Here is a 16,573-nt window from a genome sequence, read left to right as displayed (position 1 = left end):
TTTTATTCCTGAAAGATTTAAAAGGCGAAATGTTCCCGTGTCTTTTCCAGCTGACTCAGTGGGGTTAGTCACTCCGCAAAAGTTCCAATTTGAAGAACCCTTACATCTTGAATGTGGCCGTGTTTTACCGCGCTTTGAGTTAATGGTTGAAACTTACGGCACTTTAAATGCAGATAAATCAAATGCGATTTTAATCTGCCATGCCCTTTCCGGACATCATCATGCAGCGGGTTATCACCATGAAGATGATAAAAAAGCTGGATGGTGGGATAGCTGTATTGGCCCGGGCAAGGCAATCGACACAAATAAATTTTTTGTAGTTGCGCTTAATAATATTGGTGGATGTAGTGGGTCGACTGGTCCAACTTCACCAAATCCTGAAAATGACAATCGTCCCTATGGTCCAGATTTCCCATTAGTAACGGTCCGTGACTGGGTCAAAACTCAAGCCATGCTTTCTGACCGCTTAGGAATAAGTGTCTGGTATGCGGTGGTCGGCGGTTCTTTGGGTGGCATGCAGGCATTACAATGGTCGGTAGACTACCCTGATCGTTTACAAAAATGTGTCGTTATTGCCAGTGCGCCAAAGCTTTCAGCACAAAATATTGCGTTTAACGAAGTGGCACGTCAGTCAATTCTGTCTGACCCGGACTTCCATCATGGTCGTTATTTGGAAAATGATAGCTATCCGAAGCGTGGTCTAATTTTGGCTCGTATGGTTGGCCATATTACCTATCTTTCTGAAGAAGCCATGAAACAAAAATTTGGTCGTGATTTAAAATCCGGCAAGTTTATGTACGGTTTTGATGTCGAGTTTCAGGTCGAAAGTTATCTCCGTTACCAAGGTGAACAGTTTAGTCGTAACTTTGATGCCAATACTTATCTCATTATGACCAAAGCTTTGGATTATTTTGATCCATCGCGTGAATACGGACACTCGCTTACAGAAGCGATGAGTAAAACCAAATGCCAGTTCCTGATTGTCTCATTCACCACTGACTGGCGTTTTGCACCAAGTCGCTCACAAGAAATTGTAGATGCACTCATTACCAATCATAAACCGGTAAGTTATCTTGATATTGATGCTGAACAAGGTCATGACTCGTTCTTATTCCCGATTCCACTGTATGTCAAAACACTGCGCGCTTTCTTAGGCGGTGAAGAACATTTAAAATCGACATCACTGGAGGCAAGCTAATGCGTATTGATCAACAACTAGCAGAAAAGTGGATTAAACCCGGCTCTAGCGTACTCGATTTAGGGTGTGGTGACGGTGAATTACTCGCTCATATGAGCCAAAAGCATCAAATTCGTGCTTATGGTTTAGAAATTGATCAAGAAAAGATTGCAATTGCCGTCAGTCGCGGGTTAAATATTATTCAACAAGATTTGAATCTCGGTTTAAGCCGTTTTGCCGACCAGTCTTTTGACTATGTGGTTATGGCACAGGCTTTGCAAGCCGTAGATGCACCCGATGTTTTATTAAGAGACATGGTGCGTGTGGGTAAACAGGCCATTATCACTTTTCCAAACTTTGCACACTGGAAGACTCGCTCTTTTCTAGCATTAAAAGGGATGATGCCTGTATCGGATGCTCTACCATATATGTGGTATAACACCCCCAACATTCATTTATGTACGTTTAAAGATTTCGAAGCACTATGTGCGGAAAATCAAATACAAATTATTAATCGACTCGCCGTCAATGGAAACCAGCAGGGAAGCCTGTTAAGTAAACATGTTCCGAATTTGTTTGGTGAAGTCGCTATTTATCGAGTGAGTGCACTATGAAAAAGACATTATTTAGCACACTAATTGCAGGACTGCTAAGTATGCAGGCTCATGCAGATTATATCGCCCAGCCACAATCGGTTGCGAGCCAAGCTGCGCGCTTCTCCACAATGGGGATTCATGACCTTCAAAAAGCGGCTCAAGCTGGTCAAGCTGGAGCACAGTTTTATCTTGGTACACGTTATCAATACGGCAAAGATGTAGCAAAAGACGATAAACAAGCATTTGCATGGTTTAAAGCTGCTGCTGATCAAGGTCTTTCACCTGCGCAATTAAATGTTGGCCGTATGTATGCTGATGGTATTGGCGTTAAGAAAGACGAAGCTATGGCTCGTAAGTATTTCGAAAAAGCGGCAAGTAACGGCGATAACCGTGCAAGCTATAACCTTGCGATGATGGAAGAGCAAAAGAAAAACTACGTAGGTGCTTACCAGTGGTATGAACTTTCAACTCGTGATGGCATGCTCGACAATAAAGTGATTAGCTTATCTGAAGGTAAAAAGACGGCTCTTGCTGCAAACTTAACTCAAGAGCAAATCCGTATGGCACGTGACCGCGCGGATAAATGGATTCAAGCACAATAATCTTGCTTAGATCTATTGAAAGATCTAAAAACCGACTTGTGAGAGTCGGTTTTTTTATTGCGATAGTTCTTTTCTGTATCATATAAAAAACCGTAAGGCTAATTTTGCTGTTAAATCAGTACTTATAGAGAATAGAAAATTAATGTTTAATAAGAATGAATTTAAACTGTCAATTTATATCAGTATTTTTATTATAGTTAGTGGTCTTATTATATTTCAGATACTAAAGCCATTCTTTTTCGATCATTCTCAAATGTTAAATTTCACGATTCAAATTACTTCTTATAAAAATGGCTATACACAAAAGGATTTCATGAAAGAGTTAGAACAAATAAATTCAGCAGCTTATGGGATGTATGAGTCTGATTACTTTTTCCCGTTTATCACAACCCATCTACAACGTGAAACGATCTTGATGCTACCAACACTCAGAAAGAATACAGATACCGAAATCAGTGATATACAAATAAAGTCAAACAATAAATTTCATTTTCAACTCCCTCTTTATTCCCAAGAGCATTTTTACCCTATCTCTTATATTGACTTCAATCTCCCTTCAATTTTTGGAGGTGTAACTTTTGATTGCAAAAGTAAGCTCCCACAACAAACATCTTTGATCGAGACAGAAAACTATACAGCCCGAATCATTTTTAATAGGAAAAAATGTTCTATTCAACCATATTCATAATTCAGCTATATAATTTTTAAAATGGGTTAAAATACGCAAAATTTAGATCGGTTTATCTTATGTCTACCCCACATTGGTTTGATCAGGGCTCTTTAGTCCTTGCAAGTAATAACAAAGGTAAAGTCGCAGAGTTTGAAAAACTTTTTGAACAGCTCAAGTTACCTGTAGAAATTATTCCTCAAGGTCGCCTTAATATTCCCGACGCCATTGAAGACGGCTTAAGCTTTATTGAAAATGCCATTATTAAAGCGCGTCATGCCTCTAAAATTTCAGGTAAACCTGCTATGGCTGATGACTCAGGTATTTGTGTTCCGGTTTTAGGGGGCGCACCTGGTATTTATTCAGCACGTTATGCTGGAGAACATGGCGACGATACAGCGAATAATGCCAAATTATTAAATGACCTTTTGCCATTTCGTAAAAATGGTGAAGCGATTGAAGGTATGTTTGTGTGCGTACTTGCTCTAGTAACGCATGCGGAAGATCCATTGCCACAAATTTTCCAAGGCATCTGGCATGGTGAAATTTTAGAAGCGCCACGTGGTGAAAATGGTTTTGGCTATGACCCACTGTTCTGGTTGCCAGAGCTACAAGTTTCTAGCGCTGAGTTGTCTAAAGAAGAAAAAAATAAGATTAGTCATCGTGGGCAAGCGATGCAGTTATTTAGAGAGAGCTTGCAGAAGTAGGCTGATCACACGGCCAAACTATACAGCGTTAAAACAGATTAAACTTTGTATAGGCGAACCTTACTTTTCAAAGATGAAAAGTAAGCAAAAATCTTTTGTTAGACTGATGGCACTTCCCTGTGCCACAGTCTAACTGGCGGCATCCATGCCGCCTTCGCACCAGCAAGTGCAGGAAACTTATAATTAAATAATTAATTAGACGAACAAGTGTAAAAACACTGCATAAATCGCAATACACACACAACTCACAATCGTCCCTGAAGCGATATAAGCCGCAGATCTCCCTGTCCCTTGATAATGTGTCTCTAACGCAACAATATTGGCTGCTGGCGGCAAGCAAAACATTAAAAACATTACACCGATGTGCTGATTTATATTTGGAATCGGTAAAAATCTATAACTTAATCCACAAAGTACAAATCCACAGGCCACTTTAAATGCTTGAGCTTTTGTACTGTAAATTAAATCTTTTGCATAAACTCTGGTACGGCGCAGCCACATTCCAAGCACACACATACCTGCAAAAGTCATTGCAAATTTAGCAACCTCATAAACCCAATGTATAGCAGGGCTTTCGATATGTTGGGCCCCTAAAAGTCTGAGCACAACAGCACAGAATATCGATATACAAGGCGGAGAAGTTAAAACCTTTTTTAATATATTGAGCTTACTTTGCGGTGCCGTAGTAACGGCAGTCACAGCCCAAGCATTGCCAAAAAGCGACATTCCAATATATAAAGCAACAATTGGAGCAGTTGCTTCAGGACCGAATAAAGCCATAGCAAAAGGAAAACCAAGCCATCCCATGTTGGTATAACTTACGCAAAGTGCCAATAAGCGGTCTTTAAATAAAGCCAGATAAGCAAAGAAAATAATGAACGCCGAACCAAAACTAAAGAGCATTAAGCTCAAGCTTCCCGATTGATAAAAGACCATGTTGTAAATAATCACAATCGGTATCAGGAGTCGTGCAAGCCAAGCTGAGAGAATAGGTTTTACGGTTTCTGAAATGGAGGTCTGAGCAAGTAGAAGTCCTGTGATAAATGCCAATACAGGCAGTAATAATGCCACGCTCTCTCCTCTCGCTCGTCAAAATCAGCTTGTTATGCTACACCTTTTGATTTTGAAATGTATGATCTATTTCAAGTAAATTCGTCTAAGAACGAAGCTCGATAAAATTTAAAAATCTGATCGTAAGTGTCTACTTATAAATATTGTCTTAAAAATGAAATATAAATGTCACATTCCTGTCATGGCAACCTGTTGATATAAAGCGAACTAAAAAGAGGTATAAAATCATGGCTGGTTTATCTATTTGGCATGTCGTTATTTTCGCAATTGTCGTTATTTTATTGTTCGGTACATCTAAGCTAAAAAATATCGGTAAAGATGTAGGCGGTGCAGTAAGAGATTTTAAAAAGTCAGTTCGTGAAGAAGATGAAGCTGCATCTTTAAATAGCCCTCGTACAATTGATGCACAAGTTAAAACATCTGAAAGCACATCAGTGAAAAGCTAAAGGTTTGACCCATGCTTGATGTAGGAATGACAGAGTTACTCTGTTTTGCAATTATTGCAATTTTAGTTTTAGGTCCAGAGAAGCTTCCGGAAGCTGCACGCTTTGCAGGTCGCTGGTATGTTCGACTAAAACGCTATATTACGAATCTGCAAAACGAGATTGATCAGGAGCTACGTCTGTCTGAGTTCCGCAAAGAAATGCAAGAGGAACTTAACCGCATTGAAGCATTGGAACGTAAAGTACAACAACAGCTTGAAGAAATACAAAAACAGCAGGTTTCAGAATCTTTAGAAGCAACTGAAACAGCTAAAACAACACAAAAGCCTATTTGGAAATGTACTCCTATATCGGGCCATTACAAAGTGCCGTATCTGACTAAAGTTAAGCCTTTGGCTCCTCAAACTGATATTTCAGAAACATCTCCTGTTGAATTGAAGATTGCCGTATGAACCAACTGCCTTCAACCGCTGTAAATAGTCAAGAAAACCTAGACCAAATGCCAATCATGAATCATTTGGTGGTTTTAAGACGTCATTTATTTAGGATTGTAGGGGTAACATTATTCTTATTTTTTTGTTTACTGCCCTTTCGAAATCATACTTATCAATTATTATCTGAGCCTCTAAGGTTACAACTTCCTGCCTCATCTTCCATGATTGCAACGGATGTTACAGCAACCTTTATGGCGCCATTTAAACTTAATTTATTTGTTGCGCTCATGCTGGCAATGCCATTTATTCTTTATGAAATATGGTCTTTTGTTCGCCCGGCGCTTTATCAAAAAGAGCGTCATTTAGCGCTGCCGTTACTGATCGGTAGTATTATTTTATTTTATGCGGGTGTCGCTTTTGCTTATTACATTACCCTGCCTGCCATATTACATTTCTTTATTAGCGTTTCACCTGAAACGGTAGCACCAATGACCGACATTAATAGTTATTTAAGCTTCTGCTTAAAGCTATTTTTGGTGTTTGGTGTCACTTTTGAAATTCCTATCGCGACCTTGCTACTTATTTTGATTGGTGTGGTAAATACGCAAAGCCTTGCTGAAAAACGACGTTTTATTATTGTAGGATGCTTCTTTGTAGCGATGTTTATTACCCCACCCGATGCGATTTCGATGGTGATGCTAGCAATTCCAATGTGGCTACTTTTCGAAATAGGTTTACTCTTCGGCAAAATTCTTGAAAAGAGAAAAACCTATTCTGCTGAATAAAAATAATATATAAAAGCCTGAACTTCTAAGTTCAGGCTTTTTTTATGTAGAACGCTTTTTAATCTACAAAGCAATAAACTGTCTTCAAAGTGACTTAAAAATGTAAGAAAAGTGTCATTTTCAATCCATAGAATCGACTCAACAAATATACACACAAAAGTTACGGATTTATTATGACCACTGCTTCTAACCACCCAACACGTCGCGATATTTTAAAATGGTTTACGGGGATCCCTTTTCTTCCATTAGGTGCGATGGCTACGGCAGCAACGTTAGCAGGTTGTAACGATAGCGATAACGACTCATCTATTGTCACGCCGTCAAAGCCAATTAACTTTAAGAATGCAACGTTCACTTCAATGCCAGCTCCTTCAACGGTAGCAGATATTGCCACAACAGCATGTGCATCAAAACTTGCTATTTCATGGGAAGACGGCAGCAAAACAGAATACCAACTCGCTTACAAACCATTCTTCTTAACAGGTACAGAAGTGCCTGATGGTAAAGGAGGAAAAGTCATCGCGGGTGGTTATTACGATATTAATAATAAGCCAATTATTGATAAATCAGTTGCAGGTAAAGAACGTCAATTCTTCTCTGACTGCCCAGATGGTAGTTCTCTCATTAGTTTCAAACAAGCAACAGGCAAAGATTTCACAGATGCTGACAAAAAAGCATTAGGTGTAACCGGTAACCCAGTATTCCATGTGGTCCAATTTGAATATCTATCAAAAGACCAAAATGGTGGTGATACTTACGGTAAATTATCATCTCCGATTGCTGTCTTAACTTTAGATCAAGATCCAAAGACAGGTCACTTAACTTTAATTAAATACCATAACGTTGATACTTCAAGTGCACATGGACTATGGATTACTTGTGGTGCAAGTTTATCTCCATGGGGAACTCATCTTTCTAGTGAAGAATACGAACCAGATGCTTTTGACCAAAAATTAGGTCAATCACTTTCAACACTTAAAGCCTTCAGTAAAAATATATATGGCGATGAAAACATTGCCAATCCATATAACTATGGCCACTTGCCAGAAATTACCGTAAATGCAGATGGTACTGGTCGCGTTACAAAGCACTATTGTTTAGGTCGTATTTCACACGAACTTGTACAGGTTTTCCCGGATAACCGCACTGTGTTAATGGGCGATGACTATACCAACGGCGGACTATTTATGTTCGTTGCAGATAAGGAGAAAGATTTATCTGCAGGTACACTCTACGTTGCAAAATATACAACAGTACTTAGTGATACAACGACTGGTCAGATTTCTTGGATCAGACTTGGTCATGCAACAAGTGCCGAGATTGAAAACCTCATCAAGAGCGGCATTAAAGGAACTGATATTTTTGAGTCAGTTCTACAAATTGCTAAATATCCAAGCGATGCAACAACAGCAGAGAAAGAGGCTATTGATGCAGGCGACAAAGGTACTCCTGAACAACAAGCTTTAGCCAAAGCTGCAAAAGAGCGTTTAAAACTACAACAAGCTGCCCAAAAAGCAGAATTGGACGCTCAAGGTTTTAAATTTACTTATTTAAGTAAAACTGGCGTATATCTCAAGCTTAAAGATAATAGCGACAGAACTAAACTTGCAGCGGCTTTCCTTGAAACACACCGTTATGCTGCTTACATGGGTGCTTCAATGGCATTGACCAAAAATGAAGGCACAACAGTCAATATTGCAGATAAAAAAGCTTATTCGGCTTTAGCTAATATTGTCGATTCAATGGTCGAAGGTGGTAGCGGTTATCTTGCTGAGCACAACGTTAAATTCCCGAAAATCACTGCTGGTGGTATTTTGGAGCACACATTAACTGGTGGCCAGAAAGACAGCTCAAATATTGCAATCAATAGTGAGTGGGTACCTAGTCAATCTAACCTTCTTATTAAAGGTAAAGATATTAGCTTTGACAGCTTAGGGAACACCGCTGACCCAGAGCAAATTGCTAGCCCTGATAACTTGAAGTTCTCAGAAAAACTTCGCACTTTATTTATCGGTGAAGACTCTGGTAACCACTTAAATAACTTCTTATGGGCTTATAACGTTGATACCAAACAGCTCATCCGTATTTTATCTACACCGGCAGGTGCTGAATCGACGGGTCTACATGCAGTCGACGAGGTAAATGGTTGGACTTACATCATGAGCAACTTCCAGCATCCTGGTGATGAATGGAACCGTTTCTACAAAGAAAAAGATGGTGTTCGTACTGGTATTAGCGCAGATTTACTCGCTCAAATTGATACTGCAATTAATACAAACTACAGTAATAAATTTGCAGCAGCAGTTGGCTATATCACTGCCGACCCAATTGCACCATCTGTTGTGAAGAAATAATTTCTTTCAACACTATAAAAGAGGCCTGCTTTATGCAGGTTTCTTTTATTTTTAAAGTCTCATTAAAAAAATAAAATTCCTTCAACCTTTCACTAAACGGTCAAATATTTCATTAACTTATCATCAAAACGTCAAAGCCTCGTCACATTCACAAACTAAGCTCATGAAGACTTTTAGAACAATCTCTTTATTTACTTAGGAATTTCCCATGACAGAGCTGACGCCATATCATGAAGACCAAGAATTGGATAATAATACTTCTGACAATATCCACTTTCGTGACATTTTAGAACAACACATCAGTCGTCGTAGTTTAATCACCAAAGCAGCAAGCGGTGCAGTAGCACTGACTTTAGCTTCTACTTTAACTGGCTGTAATGATAACGATGATGACTCCGGCTCTAATAATGGTGGAACCACACCTGTAGATCCAAATAAAAAACCGGAAAAACTCACATTTACGCCCGTAGCTAAAAATTTAAATGATATTGTGACTGTACCTGAAGGTTATGAAGCTAATGTCATCTACGCTTTAGGTGACTCAATCAATCCAAGAGTTGGAGATTGGGACGACAATAATATTCCATCTGGCCCAAGCTTCCAGTTTCGCTCTGGCGACTGCCATGACGGCATGCATTATTTTGGCTTAAACACATCAACAAACCGCTTTGACGAGACTGTGTCAGCACAAGGTTTGTTGGTGATGAATCACGAATATATTAATCAGACCTTCCTTCATCCCAAAGGTCCTACAAAAGTGGATGGACGTCGCCCTGAAGATGAAGTCATTCGTGAAACCAATGCACATGGGGTTTCTGTAATTCATATTAAAAAAGATCCAACCACTCAAAAAGTAGAGATTGTTAAAAACTCTATTTTTAATCGTCGTATTACAGCTTCTACAGTTATGGAGTTTGCAGGTGCTGCAGCGGGTTCAAGCCTGCTTGCAACTCGCTTCTCACCTGCTGGACGTCAAACACGTGGCACTCATAATAACTGCGGTAACGGTTATACACCTTGGGGCACTTATTTAACCACTGAAGAAAACTTTATTGGTTATTTCCAACGTTCGGGTAGCGATGAATATGCACGTACAGATGCAGAAAAAATTGCATTAAAACGTTATGGTTTAGGCGTTAAAAAAGATGAACCTTATCTGTATGAGAAAGATGAAAAAGGTGCACCTAAAAAAGATAAAGATGGCAAGATCATTTACTTAAAAGATAAAAATGGTGAGTTAATCCCTAACGTTGATGAACAAGGGCGACAAATTTATTTAGGCACAAGTTCGCGTTACGGCTGGGAAACAGCAATTGGTCAAGTAGAGTCACAAGACTTGTATGATCGCTGGAATGCCGATGTAAAAGCAGCTCAAGCTACCCAAGATTACCGAAATGGGCCAAATACATTTGGCTGGATGGTTGAGATTGATCCATTTGATGGACGCCAAAATCCGGTTAAGCGTACTTCATTAGGCCGTTTCGCACATGAAGACAGTGCTTGCCGTGCCGTAGTAGGTCAACCATTAGCATTTTATATGGGTGATGACTCTCGTGGTGAATACATCTATAAATTCGTTTCAACCGCTGTGTGGGACACCAAAGATATAAACGGTGGTTATACAGCTGGCGACAAATACATGAATGCAGGCAAATTGTATGTTGCTAAGTTTAATAACGATGGCTCAGGTCAATGGATTGAACTTGCTTATGGCAAAAATGGCTTAAATGAAAGCAACACCACCTACCCGTTTAAGTCACAGGCAGACGTTGTTACATTTGCACGCTTAGCAGCAGATTCTGTAGGCGCTACAAAAATGGACCGCCCAGAATGGTGTACGATCAATCCATTAAATGGTGAAATTTATGTCACACTCACCAATAACTCAAATCGTGGTAAAGACTATGCAACTGATGCAGCTAACCCACGCAACTATACAGACCTATATGCAGGCACAAAAGAACAAAAAGGAAACGTAAACGGTCATATTATCCGTTTTAAAGAAACGGATGACAAAACGACTGCTGAAACCTTCAAATGGGATATCTACCTATTTGGCGCAGAAGCATCAATGGCTTCAAACATCAACTTATCCGGCTTAACAGATAACAATGATTTTTCATCTCCGGATGGTATGTGGTTTGACCCACGTGGCGTTCTCTGGATTGAAACCGATGACGGCGCTTACACTGATGTTACTAACTGTATGATGCTTGCAGCTCTGCCGGGTCAAATCGGTGATGGTAGTACAGCAACAACTTCAAATGGTCAGCAGACCATAACAGGTGCCAAAGTTACAGACGCAACATTACGTCGTTTCTTAGTCGGACCAAAGCAATGTGAAATTACTGGTATTGCCATGACTCCTGACTACAAAGCAATTTTCATTAATGTTCAGCACCCTGGTGAAGATTCACCAAGTTACGCGAAACCAGAAAGTAACTGGCCTGCCACACAAAAAGACCCAAGCAATAAAACTGCGCGCCCACGCTCAGCAACTGTTGTGATTACCCGTAAAGATGGCGGCGTTATTGCCGGTTAATTGATTTACCCAGAAAAATGCCGATCACTTGATCGGCATTTTTTATTTCTATCGATTTAAGAGAACCTGTTGCTGCACAATTTGACCACTATGTTCACCTTGCTGGGTCTTTTCCAACCATATCCATTCATTATTGGTCATTCTTAAAAAATTCGAACACCGTGTTCCATATACGGGGCTTTGAATAAAAGTCGATGATAATAACTCTTCCATTTCCGGCTGAATGCCCGTGTTTGGCAACAATGCTGTGGTGACCTTACGCTCATCTTCTAAAATATCCCACGCTGCATGCTGCAAACTTAACTCTTCTGTTTTGTGCTGATGCATAGGCAAGAACTCTTGCGTAAAACGTGTACGTAAATGTCTGGTTTTTTCCCAGTGATCGGACATTAAACCATTCGAAACCACATATACGCCGTTGGCTAATACTTGAGGAGCCTCACCGCGGTTACTCATATAGACCGCCTGATCAGCAGTTCCCATAAACAGGTTAAAACCAGCAAAGTTCTGTTGCTGTTGTTCTAATTGCTGAGCAAAGCGAATCGGTAACAAATCAGACTCTAAAAAAGCCTGAACCAAATGACCACGAGAGGTCTCATATTGTTTTTTATCACGTCCATCACGGAAATTGGTTAACACAGCCCATCGGCCCTGCGGCGTAACACCCATCCAAGTACCACCCGACTGTAAGTCTTGCCCTGCAATGATTGGCGTATGTTCCCATTGATGCAATAATGCGGTTGGTCGATGATAAAATTCATCACGATTTGAAATCAGACACAAGGGCATATCATCCAGAACATGCCATGCTAAAGCCACAATACACATTGATTCTTGTTCCCTATGTTTACACATTGAATGTACAACATTTTTCACATCATTCCGCTACAATCTGTCAAAACGTAAGATCAAGGAGCAGCAATGCTGACCTATCCTAATATCGATCCGGTCGCAATACATCTAGGACCTCTTCAAGTCCATTGGTATGGACTCATGTATTTATTGGCATTTTTATGTGCTTGGGGGCTTGCTTCCTACCGTGCCAAACAGCGTGATGGCTGGACATCGGACATGGTTTCCGATCTGGTGTTTTACGGCGCCTTAGGTGTTGTACTCGGCGGACGTATCGGCTATGTGCTTTTCTATGAGTTTGATAAATTCCTTGAAAACCCAATCTGGTTATTCCAAGTCTGGACAGGTGGTATGAGCTTCCACGGCGGCTTCTTAGGCGTCATGATCGCAATGCTATTCTGGTGTAAAAAATATCAAAAAACATGGTTCCAGACACTCGACTTTGTTGCCCCTTGTGTACCGACAGGCTTAATGTTCGGACGTATTGGTAACTTTATTGGCGGAGAGTTATATGGTCGTGCGGTCACAGATCCGAATTATCCATTCGGAATGATTTTCCCAACCGATCCATTACATCTGGTTCGTCACCCTTCTCAAATCTACCAAGCGCTTTGCGAAGGGCTATTACTCTTTATTATTTTGTGGTGGTTTAGCTCAAAACCACGCCCACGTATGGCTGTATCTGCCCTATTTTTAATGGGTTATGGTGTTGCACGCTTTGTGATGGAATTCTTCCGTCAGCCGGATGCTGACCAAGGTTTCATCTTGTTTGGCTGGATGACGAAAGGACAAATCCTCACCGTTCCAATGCTACTGATAGGCCTTTGGATGATGTGGTATGCCTACCAAAAGAAAATTTATGACTGGGGCCCTCAAAAGAACAGTTAACATCTAAATCAGAGGAGTTTCGGCTCCTCTTTTTTATGCTACAGTTTTTATCTCCCAAGAAAGAAGATTCGCCATGCTGGAATTCTGGTTTAATACGCAAGTCCCGACTTTTAAAAAATTAATCATTTTAATTATTACCCTCTTAATCTGTATTGGGTTATATCAATATCAACCATTGCCTTTAGATACCATTTTAATGTTTACAGGAACTGGGGTTATTTTTTTAATCTGCCGTTACTTTAAATTGCATTTTGCTCAAAGTAACCCGACTGGCTTACTTTACCGCCTATTTACGTGGGTTCCTATCGCTCTTTTATTTGCACTTATCTTTGTAAAAACCATGCCTAACTTGCTGATCTGGGGTGTTCAAGGAATCGCATTTATGGCGCTTGCTGCTTTTATTTTTTCACCTCAATCGTTATTTAACAAATAGGCTCATTTTTATGTTGGCTTATTGGTATAACGCACCGCGTCACATCAAACTCATCTTCATTATTGTCGTTTGTGCTGCAATTTATGCAGCCAATCAAGTACAGCCTTTATCGCCGACTTACACTGTTCTTAGCCTCGTGTTAGGGTCCGGGCTTCACTTCGGGCAATATTTACAAACAAAAATTCCAGAGCACAGTTCACATAAACTTAAGCTCCAGTTTCTGCTTAGAATTTACCCTCTCATTATTGTTGCTATTATAATGTGGTTACTGCCCCCTCAACACAATTGGATTGCAACAATACAAGCTTTAGGCTTTGTACTGGTTGGATTTTTTCTTGTTTCGATTTATCAAAATCGGGCCAAACGTTTTTAAACAGTAAATGTAGCTCTCTTTCCTACCTATCGTTAAAGCATGCTATTATCTTCCACGGTTTATTAATCCATGAACCGTCTCCCCTTTTATTTTATGGAAATTAATCCGAACTCGAGAGTGTTATGCGTGCATATTTAGACCTTCTACAACATATCCTTGATAATGGCGGTGACAAAGGCGACCGTACAGGCACAGGAACCCGTTCTGTATTTGGTCATCAAATGCGTTTTGATCTCTCTAAGGGTTTTCCTTTACTCACCACAAAAAAAGTTCACTTTCGTTCTATCGTGATTGAGTTACTTTGGTTCTTAAAAGGCGATACTAACGTTAAGTACTTACAAGACAATAAAGTCACCATTTGGGATGAATGGGCAACAGCAGAACAAACTGCCCGTTTCGGCCGCCCAGAACATGAGCTTGGCCCAGTTTATGGCCATCAATGGCGTAATTTCGGCGCAACTAAAAATGCCGATGGTACTTATAACCAAGATGGTTTTGACCAAATTAAATGGTTAATTAATGAAATTAAAACCAACCCAAATTCACGCCGTTTAATTGTCTCTGGCTGGAACCCAAATGAGGCTGGACAAGTTGCTTTACCGCCTTGCCATACGCTCTTCCAATTCTTCGTACAAGACAACAAGTTGTCATGCCAGCTTTATCAACGTAGTGCTGACGTATTCTTAGGCGTACCATTTAATATTGCCAGCTATGCCCTACTCACCCATATGATTGCTCAAGTGTGTGGCTTAGGTGTTGGTGATTTTGTTTGGACAGGTGGCGATACGCATCTTTATGCCAACCATTTTGAGCAGGCAAAACTACAATTGACGCGTGAGCCATTACCACTTTGCCAATTAAAACTTAATCCAGAAGTTAAAGATATTTTCGACTTCAAATTTGAAGATATCGAGATTGTAGGTTACGAGTCACATCCGGCAATTAAAGCACCAGTTGCAGTATAACGACGGCTTAAATTTCATTAGATTACGGTTTAGAGAATAAGATTATGGCATGGCAAAATGTAGAAGTTGTCCACGTTGTCGCAATGGACAAAAATCACTGTATTGGTAAAGGCAATGCGTTGCCATGGCATATCTCTGCCGACTTAAAACACTTTAAAGAAATCACACAAGGTGGTGTGGTGATCATGGGCCGCAAAACGCTTGAGTCTATGGGCCGTGCTCTACCGAACCGTGTGAACTGGGTGATTACCCGTGACATTAACTGGCATTTTGACGGCGTAAAAATTGCGTATTCAATTGAAGATGCTTTAAATGCTGCTTTAGAAGATGCCAAAAATACCGAAAAGCAAGCTTTGTTTATTATTGGTGGCGGTGAAATCTTTAAGCAAACCTTGTCAATTGCAGACCGTCTTGAGCTCACTCATGTTGACTTAGATGTACAAGGTGATGCACATTATCCAACAATACCGAGTGAATTTCACAAAACTGCAAGCGAACAGCAAGTAGATGAAAAATCAGGAACTTCATTCGAATTTGCCACTTATAAAAAATAATTTTCTGGTCGCCTATGCACAATATCGGAACACGTGAATTTATTATCGCCCTCCTCTTCGGCGCTTTACATAGTTTATTCACGTTGTTTATTGTGCTTTCCAGCATTTGGGTATGCTTAGCCCTATGGGTCCAACAACCTTTTGGCTGGTTAGGCAGCCGTATTATTATTGGCATATGGATTGCCTTTGCTTTAAGTATGGCGGGTTTATATTTTAATGGGCATATTATTAGCCGTCGTACAGACGTTTTAATCTACCTATTAGCTTTTGCCTGCTCTTTAGTTTGGTACTTTTCGATTACTGCACGTCAAGACCGTGACTGGAACCCTGAAGTTGCCAATATGCTAAGTTACGAAAAACACGGCGATGTTATTACTTTGCATAATGTCCGTAACTTCAACTGGCATCCTGATGGAACCTATGATGTCCGCTGGGAAACCCGTACTTTTGACCTGAACCAGTTAAATGGCATAAATATCATTACCTCTTACTGGATGGGGCCACAAATTGCCCATACGCTAGTCAGTTTCGAATTTAAAAATCAACAACCTTTAGTTTTTTCGATCGAAATTCGAAAAGAAAAGACGGAAGAGTTTTCAGCAATTGGCGGCTTCTTTAGAAAATATGAACTGAGCTTAATTGCATCTGATGAAAAAGATATTGTCTACACGCGTAGCAATATCCGTAAAGAGCAAGTTTATAATTTCCCGGTCAATATGCCTCGCTCTGAGCAAAAAGCGCTATTTTTAGAATATCTTAAAAAAGCAGATGAACTACGCGCAGAACCAAAGTGGTACAATACCCTCACAAGTAATTGTACAACTTTAATTTTTGATATGGTTCAAGCCATTAACCCATATCAGCTTCCTAAAGATTATCGGTTAATTGCCTCTGGTTACTTACCTAATTATTTATATGATCTTAAAGCACTCGATCAAAAGATTAGCTTGAAACAGTGGTATCAAATTGCACACATTAACCCACGTACTGAACATTTTGAACAATTTGCAGACCAAAGCAGTGAGCATTTCTCTCAAATTGTTCGACAGGATCTACCTAAAGTAAAATGAAATAAGTAATGCAATTTTCTTTACTTTTTTATACACGCTTTACTTTGTAATCTAACTAGA

18 protein-coding genes are annotated in these 16,573 nt (G+C 40.0%); 16 read left to right on the top strand and 2 right to left on the bottom strand.

Translation table 11 applies throughout. The features are described from left to right. The first annotated feature begins 37 nt into the window (after positions 1 to 37). The 5 genes from KNQ97_RS06125 to rdgB all read left to right on the top strand — a co-directional run bounded on the left by KNQ97_RS06125 (position 38) and on the right by rdgB (position 3,749). Positions 38 to 1,198, top strand: coding sequence for a homoserine O-acetyltransferase (locus KNQ97_RS06125; RefSeq protein ID WP_000009640.1), 1,161 nt, complete (start codon positions 38 to 40; stop codon positions 1,196 to 1,198). Beyond that, positions 1,198 to 1,791, top strand: a complete 594-nt coding sequence (gene metW / locus KNQ97_RS06120; RefSeq protein ID WP_001217230.1) for a methionine biosynthesis protein MetW — start codon at positions 1,198 to 1,200, stop codon at positions 1,789 to 1,791. The genes KNQ97_RS06125 and metW overlap by 1 nt, the downstream gene beginning before the upstream one ends. Beyond that, entirely contained in the window at positions 1,788 to 2,375 is a 588-nt protein-coding gene (locus KNQ97_RS06115; RefSeq protein WP_000751692.1) for a tetratricopeptide repeat protein, read from the top strand. Before metW ends, KNQ97_RS06115 begins: the two co-directional genes overlap by 4 nt. Positions 2,376 to 2,688: 313 nt before the next feature. Further along, a complete protein-coding gene (locus tag KNQ97_RS06110; RefSeq protein ID WP_223151255.1) occupies positions 2,689 to 3,063 on the top strand; it encodes a hypothetical protein in 375 nt (124 codons plus the stop codon). Positions 3,064 to 3,122: 59 nt separating this feature from the next. Beyond that, a complete protein-coding gene (rdgB, locus tag KNQ97_RS06105) occupies positions 3,123 to 3,749 on the top strand; it encodes an RdgB/HAM1 family non-canonical purine NTP pyrophosphatase (protein ID WP_199939312.1) in 627 nt (208 codons plus the stop codon). 195 nt (positions 3,750 to 3,944) lie between these two features. Here rdgB and KNQ97_RS06100 read toward each other — a convergent pair whose 3' ends face one another. Then, entirely contained in the window at positions 3,945 to 4,820 is an 876-nt protein-coding gene (locus KNQ97_RS06100; protein WP_023897339.1) for an AEC family transporter, read from the bottom strand. A gap of 227 nt (positions 4,821 to 5,047) precedes the next feature. Here KNQ97_RS06100 and KNQ97_RS06095 point away from each other — a divergent pair, with 227 nt between their 5' ends. From KNQ97_RS06095 to KNQ97_RS06075, 5 genes are all read left to right on the top strand, one after another. Beyond that, on the top strand, positions 5,048 to 5,266 hold the full coding sequence (locus KNQ97_RS06095) for a Sec-independent protein translocase subunit TatA (protein WP_000908081.1): 219 nt from the start codon (positions 5,048 to 5,050) through the stop codon (positions 5,264 to 5,266). An 11-nt stretch (positions 5,267 to 5,277) separates the two neighbouring features. Further along, positions 5,278 to 5,715 (top strand): Sec-independent protein translocase protein TatB, encoded by a 438-nt coding sequence (gene tatB / locus KNQ97_RS06090; RefSeq protein ID WP_000887763.1) that lies wholly within the window; start codon positions 5,278 to 5,280, stop codon positions 5,713 to 5,715. Beyond that, entirely contained in the window at positions 5,712 to 6,482 is a 771-nt protein-coding gene (gene tatC / locus KNQ97_RS06085; protein WP_253611979.1) for a twin-arginine translocase subunit TatC, read from the top strand. Before tatB ends, tatC begins: the two co-directional genes overlap by 4 nt. A 173-nt stretch (positions 6,483 to 6,655) precedes the next feature. Continuing rightward, positions 6,656 to 8,836, top strand: a complete 2,181-nt coding sequence (locus KNQ97_RS06080; RefSeq protein WP_253611978.1) for a PhoX family phosphatase — start codon at positions 6,656 to 6,658, stop codon at positions 8,834 to 8,836. Between the two features lie 208 nt (positions 8,837 to 9,044). After that, on the top strand, positions 9,045 to 11,378 hold the full coding sequence (locus tag KNQ97_RS06075; protein WP_058062151.1) for a PhoX family phosphatase: 2,334 nt from the start codon (positions 9,045 to 9,047) through the stop codon (positions 11,376 to 11,378). Between the two features lie 48 nt (positions 11,379 to 11,426). On the opposite strand, the gene KNQ97_RS06070 is transcribed toward KNQ97_RS06075, so the two are convergent. Continuing rightward, positions 11,427 to 12,206, bottom strand: coding sequence for an NRDE family protein (locus tag KNQ97_RS06070; RefSeq protein ID WP_000335019.1), 780 nt, complete (start codon positions 12,204 to 12,206; stop codon positions 11,427 to 11,429). A gap of 93 nt (positions 12,207 to 12,299) precedes the next feature. On the opposite strand from KNQ97_RS06070, the gene lgt reads away from it, so the two are divergent. From lgt to KNQ97_RS06040, 6 genes are all read left to right on the top strand, one after another. Further along, positions 12,300 to 13,118, top strand: coding sequence for a prolipoprotein diacylglyceryl transferase (gene lgt / locus KNQ97_RS06065; RefSeq protein WP_000959085.1), 819 nt, complete (start codon positions 12,300 to 12,302; stop codon positions 13,116 to 13,118). 73 nt (positions 13,119 to 13,191) lie between these two features. Continuing rightward, entirely contained in the window at positions 13,192 to 13,551 is a 360-nt protein-coding gene (locus tag KNQ97_RS06060) for a hypothetical protein (RefSeq protein WP_000889270.1), read from the top strand. A 10-nt stretch (positions 13,552 to 13,561) separates the two neighbouring features. Further along, a complete protein-coding gene (locus KNQ97_RS06055) occupies positions 13,562 to 13,924 on the top strand; it encodes a hypothetical protein (RefSeq protein ID WP_049081884.1) in 363 nt (120 codons plus the stop codon). Positions 13,925 to 14,046: 122 nt separating this feature from the next. Beyond that, a complete protein-coding gene (gene thyA / locus KNQ97_RS06050; RefSeq protein WP_001203170.1) occupies positions 14,047 to 14,889 on the top strand; it encodes a thymidylate synthase in 843 nt (280 codons plus the stop codon). Between the two features lie 44 nt (positions 14,890 to 14,933). Continuing rightward, complete coding sequence (locus KNQ97_RS06045) at positions 14,934 to 15,443, top strand: dihydrofolate reductase (protein WP_000312548.1); 510 nt, start codon at positions 14,934 to 14,936, stop codon at positions 15,441 to 15,443. Positions 15,444 to 15,457: 14 nt separating this feature from the next. Then, positions 15,458 to 16,513, top strand: a complete 1,056-nt coding sequence (locus tag KNQ97_RS06040) for a DUF4105 domain-containing protein (RefSeq protein ID WP_174756824.1) — start codon at positions 15,458 to 15,460, stop codon at positions 16,511 to 16,513. The last annotated feature ends 60 nt before the right edge of the window (positions 16,514 to 16,573 follow it).

The organism is Acinetobacter sp. UC24323 (genome assembly GCF_024151445.1).
In the GTDB taxonomy this organism is placed as follows: Bacteria; Pseudomonadota; Gammaproteobacteria; order Pseudomonadales; family Moraxellaceae; genus Acinetobacter; species Acinetobacter baumannii.
Note: the sequence above shows the minus strand (reverse complement) of the source record. Positions and strands in the feature narration are given on the sequence as shown.

Bases quoted from the DNA above. Each gene is read 5' to 3' on its own strand.
- tatC (WP_253611979.1), top strand. From the start codon at position 5,712: ATGAACCAACTGCCTTCAACCGCTGTAAATAGTCAAGAAAACCTAGAC.
- KNQ97_RS06115 (WP_000751692.1), top strand. From the start codon at position 1,788: ATGAAAAAGACATTATTTAGCACACTAATTGCAGGACTGCTAAGTATG.
- tatB (WP_000887763.1), top strand. From the start codon at position 5,278: ATGCTTGATGTAGGAATGACAGAGTTACTCTGTTTTGCAATTATTGCA.
- rdgB (WP_199939312.1), top strand. From the start codon at position 3,123: ATGTCTACCCCACATTGGTTTGATCAGGGCTCTTTAGTCCTTGCAAGT.
- metW (WP_001217230.1), top strand. From the start codon at position 1,198: ATGCGTATTGATCAACAACTAGCAGAAAAGTGGATTAAACCCGGCTCT.
- KNQ97_RS06045 (WP_000312548.1), top strand. From the start codon at position 14,934: ATGGCATGGCAAAATGTAGAAGTTGTCCACGTTGTCGCAATGGACAAA.
- KNQ97_RS06060 (WP_000889270.1), top strand. From the start codon at position 13,192: ATGCTGGAATTCTGGTTTAATACGCAAGTCCCGACTTTTAAAAAATTA.
- KNQ97_RS06040 (WP_174756824.1), top strand. From the start codon at position 15,458: ATGCACAATATCGGAACACGTGAATTTATTATCGCCCTCCTCTTCGGC.
- lgt (WP_000959085.1), top strand. From the start codon at position 12,300: ATGCTGACCTATCCTAATATCGATCCGGTCGCAATACATCTAGGACCT.
- KNQ97_RS06070 (WP_000335019.1), bottom strand. From the start codon at position 12,206: ATGTGTATTGTGGCTTTAGCATGGCATGTTCTGGATGATATGCCCTTG.
- KNQ97_RS06110 (WP_223151255.1), top strand. From the start codon at position 2,689: ATGAAAGAGTTAGAACAAATAAATTCAGCAGCTTATGGGATGTATGAG.
- KNQ97_RS06080 (WP_253611978.1), top strand. From the start codon at position 6,656: ATGACCACTGCTTCTAACCACCCAACACGTCGCGATATTTTAAAATGG.
- thyA (WP_001203170.1), top strand. From the start codon at position 14,047: ATGCGTGCATATTTAGACCTTCTACAACATATCCTTGATAATGGCGGT.
- KNQ97_RS06095 (WP_000908081.1), top strand. From the start codon at position 5,048: ATGGCTGGTTTATCTATTTGGCATGTCGTTATTTTCGCAATTGTCGTT.
- KNQ97_RS06055 (WP_049081884.1), top strand. From the start codon at position 13,562: ATGTTGGCTTATTGGTATAACGCACCGCGTCACATCAAACTCATCTTC.
- KNQ97_RS06075 (WP_058062151.1), top strand. From the start codon at position 9,045: ATGACAGAGCTGACGCCATATCATGAAGACCAAGAATTGGATAATAAT.